Here is a 12,622-nt window from a genome sequence, read left to right as displayed (position 1 = left end):
TCGCAGGAGCAGCCCACGACGCCAGGAGGTCCGTGATGGCAGGTCAGGAACGCGTCAACCCCCGCCGGGAGGACGACGAGCCGGTCGACGACGCGCCCGTGCCCGCAGCCCCGGCCGCGCAGGCCCGCGACGCCGAGGTCGACGCGCTGCTGGACGAGATCGACGACGTGCTGGAGCAGAACGCGGAGCAGTTCGTCCGCGGCTTCGTCCAGAAGGGCGGTCAGTGAGCGCCCATGTCGCAGGCTGACCCGCTGGCTCACGGCCGCCTGCCGGCCGCGTTCATGACGCCGGGCTCGTCGTCCTTCGTCGAGTTCCTGGCGGCCCACTCGCCGTCGCTCCTCCCCGGCAACCGGCCCACGGGCGCGGGCGAGGCGGTCGTCGCCCCCCACGGCACGACGATCGTCACGGTGGTGTGCGAGGGCGGCGTGGTGATGGCGGGGGACCGTCGCGCCACCATGGGCTCGATGATCGCGAGCCGCGAGATCGAGAAGGTCTTCCCGGCCGACGAGTACTCGGCGGTGGGCATCGCCGGGACCGCGGGGCTCGCGGTCGAGCTGGTGCGGCTGTTCCAGCTCGAGCTCGAGCACTACGAGAAGATCGAGGGCAGCCTGCTGTCGCTCGACGGCAAGGCGAACCGGCTGTCCACGATGATCCGCGGCAACCTCGGGCTCGCGCTGCAGGGCCTCGCCGTGGTGCCGCTGTTCGCGGGCTTCGACCTGGACCGGCGGATCGGCCGGATCTTCTCCTACGACGTCACGGGCGGGCGCTACGAGGAGCACGAGCACCACGCGGTCGGCTCGGGGTCGGTGTTCGCCCGGGGCTCGCTGAAGAAGCGGTGGCGGCCCGGCCTCTCGCCGCAGGACGCGGTGCGCGTCGCGGTCGAGGCGCTCGTGGACGCGGCCGACGACGACTCGGCGACCGGCGGGCCGGACACGACCCGCCGCATCTGGCCCGTGGTCGCGACCGTCACCGAGTCGGGCTACCTGCGCGCGCCGGACGACGAGCTGGAGCAGGCCGTGGAGTCGCTGCTGGCCGAGCGCCGCGCCGCGCACCGAGGGGGACGTCCCGCATGAGCATGCCGTTCTACGTCTCGCCCGAGCAGCTGATGAAGGACCGGGCGGACTACGCCCGCAAGGGCATCGCCCGGGGCCGCTCGGTCGTCGTGCTGCAGTACGACGAGGGGATCGCGTTCGCGACCGAGAACGCGTCCCGCGCGCTGCACAAGGTCTCCGAGATCTACGACCGCATCGCGTTCGCCGCGGTCGGCAAGTACAACGAGTTCGAGAACCTGCGGGTGGCGGGCGTGCGCTACGCCGACCTGCGCGGCTACTCCTACGACCGGGACGACGTCACGGCCCGCGGGCTGGCGAACGCGTACGCGCAGACGCTCGGCACGGTCTTCACCACGGAGTCCAAGCCGCTCGAGGTCGAGCTCGTCGTGGCCGAGGTCGGGCGCGTCCCGGAGGGCGACCAGATCTACCGGCTGACCTACGACGGCTCGGTGGCCGACGAGCACGGCTTCGTGGTCATGGGCGGGCAGGCCGAGCGCCTCGACGGCCTGGTCCGCGAGGGCTGGCGGCCCGGGCTCACGCTGCCGGAGGTGCTGGCGCTCGCCGTGCGGGTGCTCGGTGCGCCCGTCGACGACGCGACCGCCCAGCGCACCATCCCGGCCGCGCAGCTCGAGGTCGCCGTGCTGGACCGCACGCGCCCGCGCCGCGCGTTCCGTCGGCTCACCGGGCCGCTGCTCGAGGACCTGCTGGCCGCGCCGGTCGCGGACCCGGGCGCGGTCGAGCCGCGCGGCGAGAACCCGCAGGAGGGCTGATGGACAGGCGGATCTTCGGGCTCGAGACCGAGTACGGCGTGACCTGCGCGGCGACGGACGGCCGCGGGTTGTCGGCCGACGAGGTCGCGCGGTACCTGTTCCGCAAGGTCGTCGCGTGGGGGCGCTCGTCGAACGTGTTCCTGCGCAACGGCTCGCGGCTGTACCTGGACGTCGGCTCGCACCCCGAGTACGCGACGGCGGAGTGCGACGACGTGCGCCAGCTCGTCACCCACGACCGCGCGGGCGAGCGGATCCTCGAGGGCCTGGTGGCCGACGCGCAGCAACGCCTGGAGCACGAAGGCCTGCCCGGCCGGATCCACCTGTTCAAGAACAACACCGACTCGGCCGGCAACTCCTACGGGTGCCACGAGAACTACCTGGTGCGGCGGCAGGGCGACTTCGCACGGCTGTCCGACGTGCTGGTGCCGTTCCTCATCACCCGCCAGGTCCTCACGGGCGCCGGCAAGGTGCTCGCGACGCCGCGTGGCGCGGTCTACTGCCTCTCCCAGCGCGCCGACCACATCTGGGAGGCGGTCTCGAGCGCGACGACGCGCTCGCGTCCCATCATCAACACCCGCGACGAGCCGCACGCCGACGCCGAGCACTTCCGCCGGCTGCACGTCATCGTCGGCGACTCCTCGATGTCGGAGACGACGACGATGCTCAAGGTCGGGGCCACCGACCTGCTGCTGCGGATGATCGAGGCCGGCGTCCCCATGCGGGACACGTCGCTCGAGAACCCGATCCGGGCGATCCGCGAGATCAGCCACGACATGACGGGTCGGCACCCGGTCACCATGGCCACCGGACGCACCGCGACGGCGATCGACATCCAGGAGGACTACCTCGGCCGGGTCGTCGACTTCCTGGCCCAGCACGGCGGCACGCCGCAGGACAAGCAGGTCGTCGACCTGTGGGAACGCGGGCTGCACGCGCTGCGGACGGGCGACCTGTCGCTGGTCGACCGTGAGCTCGACTGGGTCATCAAGTACCGCCTGATCGAGCGGTACCGGGCGAAGCACGACCTGTCGCTGTCCGACGTGCGGGTCCAGCGCCTGGACCTGGCGTACCACGACATCTCCCGCACCGAGGGCCTGTACAACCTGCTCGCCGCGAAGGGCATGGTCGAGCGGCTGACGACCGACCTCGAGGTGTTCGAGGCCACGTCGGTCCCGCCCCAGACCACCCGGGCCAAGCTGCGCGGCGACTTCGTGCGCGCCGCCCAGGAGGCCCGGCGCGACTACACGGTGGACTGGGTCCACCTGAAGCTGAACGACCAGGCGCAGCGCACGGTCCTGTGCAAGGACCCCTTCCGCAACGTCGACGAGCGCGTCGAGAGGCTCATCGAGTCGATGTGACGGGACCTCGCGGGGGCAGCCGCGCGGGAGCCGCGCGCATCGCCGCCCGACCGGCCGGGCGGCGCGGCCGCACGGTTGACCGCCGTAGAGTGCACGACCGACGAGCAGGGACCGGCGAGCACGGACCGACGAGCATGACGGGTGACGGAAGCGAGGGTGGCACGGTGCGACGACGCGTGACCGCGTTGACTGCGGCGGTGGTCGCGGCCGCCCTGGGGCTGGCCGCGTGCTCGGAGCCCGAGGTCGTCCTGCCGGACGTCACGGTGAGCGGCGACGCCGGTGCCGCGCCCACCCTGACGTACGTCACGCCGCTCGTGGTCGACGACGCCTACCGCGAGACGGTCTGGCCCGGGACCGGGCCGCGGCTCGTCGACGGCGAGCCCGTCCTCATCGACTACTGGCTCGAGAACGGCGACGACGCCTCGCTCGTCAAGGAGTCGTACTCCTCCACGCCCACGTCGCAGCTGCTGACCGCGGAGGACCTCGGGGCGGACCTGTACACCTCGCTGCGGGGTCAGAGCGTGGGGGCGCGGCTGCTGCAGGTCGCCCCACCCCAGGGCGGCACGACGTCGTACACGACCGTGACGGTGATCGACGTGCTGCCGACCCGCGCGGAGGGCGAGCCGATCGATCCGCGCGAGGGACTGCCCACGGTCGGGGAGGACGAGGACGGCGCGCCCACCTTCACCCCCGTCGACGCGGACGCCCCCACGGACCTCGTCGTGCAGGCCGTCCTGCGCGGCACGGGCCGTCAGGTCGGGGCAGGCGACACGGTGACCGTGCAGTACACCGGGTGGACGTGGACCGACGGCGAGCAGTTCGACACCACGTGGAGCAGCGGCCTGCCCGTCTCGTTCTCGCTCCAGGACGTCCCGGCCTGGTCCGAGGGCCTGGAGGACCAGACGGTCGGGAGCCGCGTCCTGCTCGTCGTGCCGCCGTCCTACGCTCTCGGGGTCACCGAGAGCACCGAGCTGGAGGGCCAGACCGTCGCGTTCGTCGTCGACGTGCTGGACGCCCGCGCCCCCGAAGGAGCATCCGAGTGAGCCTCGCGCTGCGCGTCATCCCGTGCCTCGACGTCGACGCCGGCCGCGTCGTGAAGGGCGTCAACTTCGAGAACCTGCGTGACGCGGGCGACCCGGTCGAGCTCGCGCACCGGTACGACGGCGAGGGCGCCGACGAGCTGACGTTCCTGGACGTGTCCGCGTCGTCGGGCAACCGCGAGACGACCTACGACGTGGTGCGCCGCACCGCCGAGGAGGTCTTCGTGCCGCTGACGGTGGGCGGCGGGGTGCGCTCCGCCGACGACGTCGACCGGCTGCTGCGGGCCGGTGCGGACAAGGTCGGGGTGAACACGGCGGCGATCGCGGAGCCGGACCTGATCGCGCAGATCGCGGACCGCTTCGGCAGCCAGGTCCTGGTGCTCTCGGTCGACGCGCGCCGCGTGACCGGCGACGTGCGGACCGACTCGGGCTACGAGGTCACGACGCACGGGGGCCGCCGCGGCACCGGGATCGACGCGGTGGCATGGGCCGCTCGCGCCGCCGAGCTCGGCGCGGGCGAGATCCTGCTCAACTCGATGGACGCCGACGGCACGACCGCCGGGTTCGACCTGGAGATGCTCCGCGACGTGCGGGCGGCGGTCGCGGTCCCGCTCATCGCGAGCGGCGGTGCTGGCACTCCCGAGCACTTCGTGGAGGCCGCGCGGGCCGGGGCGGACGCCGTCCTGGCGGCGAGCGTGTTCCACTTCGGCGCGCTGACGGTCGGTCAGGTCAAGCAGGCGCTGCGGGACGCGGGCGTCACCGTCCGCTGACCCCGGCTCGGCGGGAGGCCGCCCGACCGGCGGGGATCGTCACGAGCACGACCACGTGCACGGGCTCACGCGAACGGCGCGACCCGCGCGAGCGCGGCGAGGTCCGGCTCGGCCCCCTCGGCGACGACGTCGGCCGCCGCGCCACGGCCGGCCAGCCAGAGCACGAGCTCGCCGACCTCGCCGCGCACGACGACGCTGCCCGCGCCGTCCCGCGGGCTCCGCAGGCGCGCACGCGGCCCGTCGGGTCGCACGAGCACGACGCCGCACCCCGCCGTGCGCAGTCGTGCCCGGCCGAGCTGGCGGGCCTGGTTCCACAGGCCGTCGACGACGCCGCCGGGCAGCTCGCGCGGCGGGACGGGACCCGCGCCGCGGCGGACGTCCTCCCCGTGCACGTAGAACTCGACGAGGTTCGCCAGGTCGCCCGCCCACGTCATCGGGTGCCACCGGCCGGGCGCGTCCGCGACGCGGTCCACGAGGGCGGCGTAGCCCTCGGGCGTCGTGGCGGTGCCGGCGAGCTCGTCGATCGCGCGCTCGGCGACCCCGGCGAGCGGCGGCACCGCGAGCCCGGCACCGACGCGCACGGAGCGCTCCCGCAGCACGACGTGGGCGGCGAGATGACACGCCTGCCAGCCCTCGCACAGCGTCGGCGCGTCCGGCGGGACGGCGCGCAGCGCGTCGACCAGGTCCGCTCGCAGTGCCTCGTTCCACCGGGTCCCCGTCATGCCCGTCATGCTCGCACAGTGACGTCCCCGGAGCCCGCGGACCTGCGACGACGCCGCCCGACGGCCGTCGCCGGCCCGCCGCCGCGCAGGGCCGCGGGGCCGGCACGGGCACCCTGGTCGCCCCGAGCAACGTGAGACGATGGACCCACCCCCGTACCCCGCTCGTCGGAAGGTCCCTGCATGTCCGCGCCCGCGACGTCCTCGTCGTCCGCCCGCCCGATGCGGCTCGCCGGGTCGACCCCGCGGCGCGCGGTGACGCTGGTGTGGCGGGGCATGCGCGACCACCCCGGGACGTACGCCCTCGCGGTCGGCACGTCGGCCGTGTTCGGCATCGCGACGGTCGGCGTGAGCCGGGTGCTCGGCTGGGCGACGGACGAGGTCGTGGTGCCGGCGCTCGCGGGCGACCCGGTCGCGCAGGACAAGGTGTGGTGGGCGGGCGGTGCGGTCGCGCTCGTCGCGCTGACGCTCGCCCTGAGCGTGGCGGGCCGGCGGATCTTCGCGGGCATGGGCTTCGCCACCATCCAGGAGGACCACCGTCTGCGGGTCACGCGGCAGTACCTGCGGCTGCCGATGTCCTGGCACCGCCGGCACCCGACGGGACAGCTGCTGTCCAACGCCGGTGCGGACGTGGAGGCGGCGACGTCGGTCTTCAACCCGCTGCCGTTCGCGCTCGGCGTCGTCGTCATGCTCGTCGTCGCGGCCGTGTCGCTGCTGCGCACGGACGTGTGGCTCGCCGTCGCGGCGCTGGCGGTGCTGCCGCTCGCCGTCCTGGCGAACCTGTGGTTCCAGCGCCGGATGTCGCCCGCGATCACGCACGCGCAGGAGCTGCGCGCCCAGGTCGCCGACGTCGCGCACGAGAGCTTCGAGGCCGCGCTCCTGGTGACCTCGCTCGGCACGCAGCAGCGCGAGGAGGCCCGGTTCGCGGGCCGCGCGTCGTCGCTGGCCGACGCGAACGTCCGCGTCGGGGTGGTGCGGGCCGTGTTCGACCCGATCATCGACCTGCTGCCGAGCCTGGGGACCCTCCTCGTGCTCGTCGTCGGCACGTGGCAGGTCAGCGCGGGCCGCATCGAGACGGGCGACGTCGTCGCCGCGGCGTACCTGCTCACGCTGCTCGCGGTGCCCGTGCGCGCGTTCGGCTGGGTGCTGGGGGAGATCCCGCGCGCGCTGGTGGGGTACGAGCGGATCGCGCGCGTGGTGGACTCGCGCGGCGCGCTGCCGGAGGGCGACGAGCGGTGGCGTCCGACGGCGCCCGGCGCAGCGGTCACGTTCGACCACGTGACGCGTGCCGTCGAGACCGCGCAGGGCCCGCTCGTGCTCGTCGACGACGTGACCCTGGAGCTCGCGCCGGGACGCGTCGTCGCGGTCGTCGGTCCCACGGGCGCCGGCAAGACGAGCCTGGTCTCGATGCTCTCGCGCCTCGCGGACCCCGACCACGGCGCGATCCGCCTCGACGGCACCGACGTGCGGGCGATCGCGCCCGCCGACCTGACCGCGCACGTCGCGCTGGTCGCGCAGCACGCGTTCGTGTTCGAGGACACCATCCGCGGCAACGTCACGCTCGCGGACGCCGACGACGAGCGCGCGCCGTCCGACGAGGACGTCTGGGGCGCCCTGCGGCTGGCCCGGGTGGACGACGTGGTGCGCGCGCTGCCCGAGGGCCTCGACGCGCGGCTGGGGGAGCGCGGCGCGAACCTCTCCGGCGGCCAGCGCCAGCGCGTGGCCCTCGCGCGGGCGCTCGTGCGCCGGCCGCACGTGCTCGTGCTGGACGACGCGACGTCCGCGGTCGACCCCCGCGTCGAGCAGGAGATCCTCACGGGGCTGCGCGGTGCGGGCGAGGGCGGGCCGACGGTCCTCCTGGTCGCCTACCGCATGTCCTCGGTGCTGCTGGCCGACGAGGTGGTGCACCTCGACCGTGGGCGGGTGGTGGACCGCGGCACGCACGCCGAGCTCCTCGCACGCGACCCGGGCTACCGGGAGCTCGCGACGGCGTACGAGCGCGAGAGCGAGCGGCGGGCCCGGCAGGACTGGGACGACGAGGACGCGCACGACGAGCCCACGCACGACGAGCCCACGCACGAGGACGACGACGAGACGGCGGTGACCCGGTGAGCGCGCCGCACGCGATGGCCCCCGCGAGCACGCTGGGCGTGCTCGCGACCCTGCGACGCGGCGTGCAGGTCTCGCCGCGGCTGGTGCAGGGCATCGGCGTGACCGTGCTGCTCGCGGTGCTCGCCGCGCTCGGCCGCGTCGTGGTGCCGATCGCGGTCCAGCAGACCGTGGACACGGGGATCCTGGCCGAGGGCGGGCCCGACGCGCAGCGCGTCGCCCTGCTCGCGGCCGGCGCGACCCTGGCGCTCCTGCTCGGCGCCGCGTGCTCCGCCCTGGTCAACATCCGGCTGTTCCGCTCGAGCGAGGCGGGCCTCCTGCAGCTGCGCACCAAGGCGTTCCGGCACGTGCACGACCTCTCGGTCCTGACCCGCGGCACCGAGCGCCGCGGCAGCCTGGTGTCACGCGTGACGTCGGACGTCGACACGATCTCGCTGTTCGTGCAGTGGGGCGGGATCATGCTGCTCGTCTCGGTGCTGCAGATCCTGGTCGCGACGGTGCTGATGGCGGTCTACTCGTGGCAGCTCACGCTCGTCGTGTGGCTCGGGTTCGTGCCGCTGGTCGTCGTGCTGCAGCCGCTGCAGAAGCGCGTGAACGCGCGGTACTCCGCCGTGCGCGAGCGGTACGGCGCGATGCTCGGCGCGGTCTCCGAGTCGGTGGTCGGCGCCGAGACGATCCGCGCGTACGGCGTCGCGGCCCGCGTGCAGCGCAGCACGGACCGGGCGATCCGGGAGACGCGCCGCGCGATGGTCCGCGCGCAGAACCTGGTCTCCACGGTGTTCGCGTCCGGCGTGCTGACGGCGAACCTGGTGCTGGCGGTCGTCGTGGTCGTGGGCACGCGGCTCGGCATCGCCGGCGACCTCACCCCCGGGCGCCTGCTCGCCTTCCTCTTCCTGGTGCAGCTCTTCACGGGGCCCGTCCAGATGGCCACGGAGATCCTCAACGAGCTGCAGAACGCCATCGCGGGGTGGCGCCGGGTGCTCGGGGTGCTCGAGACGCCGGTGACGGTCGCGGACCCGGGCGCGGACGGCGCGGACAGCCCGCGCGGACCCGCGCACGTCGAGCTGCGCCGCGTCGGCTTCGCGTACCCGGACGGGCCGCCCGTGCTGCGGGACGTCGACGTCGTGGTCCCGGCGGGCTCCTCGGTCGCCGTCGTGGGTGCCACGGGCTCCGGCAAGACGACGATCGCGCGGCTGGTCGCGCGGCTCGTCGACCCGACCGACGGGTCCGTGCTGCTGGACGGCGTGGACGTGCGCGACGTGCGGCACGAGGACCTGCGGCGCCGCGTGGTGCTGGTCCCGCAGGAGGGCTTCCTGTTCGAGGGCACGGTCGCGGAGAACATCGCCTACGGCCTGCGGCACGACGAGGACGGGACCTGGGCGCCGCCCGCGGACGACCCCCGCGTGCGCGAGGCCGTCGACGCGCTCGGCCTCGGCCCCTGGGTGGACGAGCTCGGCGAGGGCCTGGACACGCCCGTCGGGCAGCGGGGGGAGTCGCTCTCGGCGGGCGAGCGCCAGCTCGTCGCGCTCGCGCGCGCCTACCTCGCGGACGCCGACCTGCTCCTGCTGGACGAGGCGACCTCCGCGGTCGACCCCGCCACCGAGGTCCGCCTGGCGCGCGCGCTGGCCGGCCTGACCGCGGGCCGGACCACGATCACCATCGCCCACCGCCTGTCGACCGCAGAGGCCGCCGACGCGGTCGTCGTCGTGGACGCGGGCCGGGTGGTCGAGCACGGTCACCACCACGAGCTCGTCGCGAGCGACGGGCACTACGCGGCGATGCACCGCGCCTGGGTCTCGCAGACCCGCTGACCTCGACGCCTCTGGACGGACCGCCGGGGGCCGCCGGGCGCGTGGCAGGATTCTCGGGTGCCCACCCTGGACCCCGCAGTCGCGTCGCGCCTCAAGCGCGACGAGTCCGGCCTCGTCGCGGCGATCGTGCAGCAGCACGACACGCGGGAGGTGCTCATGCTCGGCTGGATGGACGACGAGGCGCTGCACCGCACGCTGACGTCCGGCCGGGTGACGTTCTGGTCCCGCTCGCGGCAGGAGTACTGGCGCAAGGGCGACACGTCCGGGCACGTGCAGCACGTCAAGGACGTGCGGATCGACTGCGACGGCGACGCGCTCCTGGTCGTCGTCGACCAGGTCGGCGCGGCGTGCCACACGGGCGCCCGCACGTGCTTCGAGGCCGGCGGCCCGCTGCCGGTGACGGCGCCCGACCAGCAGCCCGGAGGTGCCCGGTGACCGCGGCGGCGACCCCGGACGCCGGCTCGCGCCCGCCGCAGGGCGCCGGTGCCGCGCCCGGTCCCGTGCCGGATCCGGCGTCCGGCCCGACCGCCGGCGCGCAGCTGCCCTGGGGCAGCACGTGGCCGTCGCTCGACGGTTTCCGCGAGCTCGCGCGCGACCGCCGGGTGGTGCCCGTGGTGCGACGGCTGCTGGCCGACGACGTGACGCCCGTGGGCCTGTACCGGACGCTCGGCGCCGGCCGGCCCGGGACGTTCGTGCTCGAGTCGGCGGAGGCGGACGGGACCTGGGCGCGCTGGTCCTTCGTCGGCGTCCGCTCGCGCGCGACCCTCACGGTGCGTGACGGCGAGGCGGTGTGGACGGGTGACGTCCCGGTGGGCGTCCCGACGAGCGGCGACGTGCTGGACGTGCTCGCGGAGACGCTCGACGTGCTCCGGACGCCCGCGCTGCCGGGCCTGCCGCCGCTGACCGGCGGGCTCGTCGGCGCGCTCGGGTGGGACATCGTGCACCACTGGGAGCCCACCCTCCCGACCAAGGCGCCCGACGAGCTCGACGTGCCCGAGCTGACGCTGCTGCTGGCGACGGACCTCGCGGTCGTCGACCACCAGGACGGCTCGGTCTGGCTGGTCGCGAACGCCATCAACTTCGACGACACCGACGAGCGCGTCGACGAGGCGCACGCGGACGCCGTCGCGCGGCTGGACGCGATGCAGGCCGCGCTGCTGCACCCCGCGGACCCGGGGCTCGCGGTCCTGACCGACGCGCCCGAGCCCGAGCTGGAGTTCCGCTCGACCCGCGAGGAGTTCGACCAGGCGGTGCGGTTCGGCAAGGACGCGATCAAGGACGGCGAGGTGTTCCAGGTCGTCATCTCCCAGCGCCTGGACCTCGACTGCCCCGCGGACCCGCTGGACGTCTACCGCGTGCTGCGCACCATCAACCCGAGCCCGTACATGTACTACCTGCAGCTGCAGGACGCGGACGGCGCGGACTTCGCGGTCGTCGGGTCGAGCCCGGAGACGCTGGTCAAGGTCGACGAGGGCCACGTCACGACGTTCCCGATCGCCGGCTCGCGCCCGCGTGGCGCCACCCCGGAGGAGGACCGCGCGCTCGCCGACGAGGTGCTCGCGGACCCGAAGGAGCGGGCCGAGCACATCATGCTCGTCGACCTGTCCCGCAACGACCTGGTCAAGGTCTGCGAGCCGGCCAGCGTCGAGGTGGTCGAGTTCATGGCGGTGCGCCGGTTCTCGCACATCATGCACATCACCTCGACGGTGGTCGGGCGGCTGCGTCCGGGGGCGACCGCGCTCGGCACGCTCACGGCGACGTTCCCCGCCGGCACGCTGTCCGGTGCGCCCAAGCCGCGCGCGATCGCGCTGATCGACGAGGTCGAGCCCGCTCGCCGGGGGATCTACGGCGGCACGGTCGGCTACTTCGACTTCGCCGGGAACATGGACATGGCCATCGCGATCCGCACCGCGCTGATCCGCGACGGGCGCGCGTCCGTGCAGGCGGGCGGCGGGATCGTCGCCGACTCCGTGCCCGAGCTCGAGTACCTCGAGTCCCGCAACAAGGCGCAGGCGGCGGTGCGCGCGGTGCAGGTCGCCGCCCGGCTGCGTCGCGCCACCCCGTGAGCCCGGCGGCGGACCCGTCGCCCGCGACGGGGCCGGACCCGGCGCCGGGGCGTGAGCCCGGCCTGACGTCGGTGCCCGCGCCGCCGCGTCCGCGCTCCGGCCGGGGGCGGGCGGCCGGAGCGCTGCTGCTCGCGGCGGCGCTCACGGGCGCGTGCGCGGTGCCGCAGTGGCTCGCGGCGACCTCCGCCTCGGTCCTGGGCGGCGAGGTCGCCGTCACGGTCTCGGGCGGCGCCGCGGCCCCGGGGCTCGTGGCGGCCGCGCTGGTGCTGCTGGCGGCCACGGGTGCGGTCGCGCTCGTCGGGCGCGTCGGCCGGTGGGTGGTCGTCGCGTCCGTGGCCCTGGCGGGCGCGCTCGTCGTCGGGGGGGCCGTGGGCGTCCTGCGGGACCCGCTCGCGGCCGTGCTGCCGGCGGTGGTCGACCAGACCGGGATCGAGCGCGTGGTCGGCGACGTCGACGTCAGCGCCTGGCCCTGGGTGGCGCTCGTCGTCGGCGTCCTCGACGTCCTCGTCGCGCTCTGGCTGGTCCGCGCGTCCTCGTCGTGGGCGGTCTCGCGTCGCCACGAGCAGGGCGCGCCGGCCGACGCGCAGGCGTCCGCGGCCCCGGGCCGTCGGGCCACGGGCGGCACAGGTGGCACCGACGGCGCAGAGGGCACGGGCAGCACCGGCGGAACGGGCAGCACCGGCGGAACAGGCGGCACCAGCAGCCCCGACGGGCCCGACGACGAGCGCTCCCAGTGGGATGCCCTGAGCCGGGGCGACGACCCCACCTGAGCCGCGGGCCCCACGCCGGTGCGTGCCGGTGCGCACGCCGGTGTGTCGCCGGTGTGTCCGGTCGCACGTCGCCTCAGGCCCCCCACCACCCCGCACCTGCGGGTCGAGCCGTCGCCCGCACGCTAGGGTGAACGCAGAACCGCCCCACGGAAAGGTC

Annotated in this window: 12 protein-coding genes; 11 read left to right on the top strand and 1 reads right to left on the bottom strand. The window is 75.0% G+C overall.

The window, feature by feature from the left end; translation table 11 throughout:
• Window positions 1–35 precede the first annotated feature (35 nt).
• The 6 genes from KIN34_RS13170 (at window position 36) to hisF (ending at window position 4,990) form a co-directional block, all read left to right on the top strand.
• Window positions 36–227: a ubiquitin-like protein Pup gene (locus KIN34_RS13170; protein WP_214351333.1), complete on the top strand. Its 192-nt coding sequence runs from the start codon at window positions 36–38 to the stop codon at window positions 225–227.
• A 6-nt stretch (window positions 228–233) separates the two neighbouring features.
• Window positions 234–1,073 (top strand): proteasome subunit beta, encoded by an 840-nt coding sequence (gene prcB, locus KIN34_RS13165; RefSeq protein ID WP_214351330.1) that lies wholly within the window; start codon window positions 234–236, stop codon window positions 1,071–1,073.
• Window positions 1,070–1,822: a proteasome subunit alpha gene (gene prcA / locus KIN34_RS13160; protein WP_214351328.1), complete on the top strand. Its 753-nt coding sequence runs from the start codon at window positions 1,070–1,072 to the stop codon at window positions 1,820–1,822. The genes prcB and prcA overlap by 4 nt, the downstream gene beginning before the upstream one ends.
• Entirely contained in the window at window positions 1,822–3,180 is a 1,359-nt protein-coding gene (gene pafA, locus KIN34_RS13155) for a Pup--protein ligase (RefSeq protein WP_214351326.1), read from the top strand. The genes prcA and pafA overlap by 1 nt, the downstream gene beginning before the upstream one ends.
• Window positions 3,181–3,356: 176 nt before the next feature.
• Window positions 3,357–4,223, top strand: coding sequence for an FKBP-type peptidyl-prolyl cis-trans isomerase (locus KIN34_RS13150; RefSeq protein WP_307858236.1), 867 nt, complete (start codon window positions 3,357–3,359; stop codon window positions 4,221–4,223).
• Window positions 4,220–4,990, top strand: a complete 771-nt coding sequence (gene hisF / locus KIN34_RS13145) for an imidazole glycerol phosphate synthase subunit HisF (protein ID WP_214351322.1) — start codon at window positions 4,220–4,222, stop codon at window positions 4,988–4,990. Before KIN34_RS13150 ends, hisF begins: the two co-directional genes overlap by 4 nt.
• A gap of 65 nt (window positions 4,991–5,055) precedes the next feature.
• Here the strand turns inward: hisF and KIN34_RS13140 are convergent, their stop codons facing one another.
• Window positions 5,056–5,721, bottom strand: a complete 666-nt coding sequence (locus KIN34_RS13140) for a TIGR03085 family metal-binding protein (RefSeq protein WP_237689102.1) — start codon at window positions 5,719–5,721, stop codon at window positions 5,056–5,058.
• A gap of 171 nt (window positions 5,722–5,892) precedes the next feature.
• On the opposite strand from KIN34_RS13140, the gene KIN34_RS13135 reads away from it, so the two are divergent.
• The 5 genes from KIN34_RS13135 to KIN34_RS13115 all read left to right on the top strand — a co-directional run bounded on the left by KIN34_RS13135 (window position 5,893) and on the right by KIN34_RS13115 (window position 12,465).
• Window positions 5,893–7,821 (top strand): ABC transporter ATP-binding protein, encoded by a 1,929-nt coding sequence (locus KIN34_RS13135; protein WP_214351319.1) that lies wholly within the window; start codon window positions 5,893–5,895, stop codon window positions 7,819–7,821.
• A 14-nt stretch (window positions 7,822–7,835) separates the two neighbouring features.
• A complete protein-coding gene (locus KIN34_RS13130) occupies window positions 7,836–9,629 on the top strand; it encodes an ABC transporter ATP-binding protein (RefSeq protein ID WP_214352148.1) in 1,794 nt (597 codons plus the stop codon).
• Between the two features lie 57 nt (window positions 9,630–9,686).
• A complete protein-coding gene (gene hisI, locus KIN34_RS13125; RefSeq protein WP_214351317.1) occupies window positions 9,687–10,064 on the top strand; it encodes a phosphoribosyl-AMP cyclohydrolase in 378 nt (125 codons plus the stop codon).
• Between the two features lie 65 nt (window positions 10,065–10,129).
• Entirely contained in the window at window positions 10,130–11,695 is a 1,566-nt protein-coding gene (locus tag KIN34_RS13120; protein ID WP_214352146.1) for an anthranilate synthase component I, read from the top strand.
• Window positions 11,692–12,465, top strand: a complete 774-nt coding sequence (locus KIN34_RS13115; protein WP_307858235.1) for a Trp biosynthesis-associated membrane protein — start codon at window positions 11,692–11,694, stop codon at window positions 12,463–12,465. Before KIN34_RS13120 ends, KIN34_RS13115 begins: the two co-directional genes overlap by 4 nt.
• Window positions 12,466–12,622 lie beyond the last annotated feature (157 nt).

Source organism: Cellulomonas fulva, assembly GCF_018531375.1.
GTDB lineage: Bacteria > Actinomycetota > Actinomycetes > Actinomycetales > Cellulomonadaceae > Cellulomonas > Cellulomonas fulva.
The sequence above is the reverse complement of the archived record's forward strand: the minus strand, read 5'-3'. Positions and strand labels throughout refer to the sequence as shown.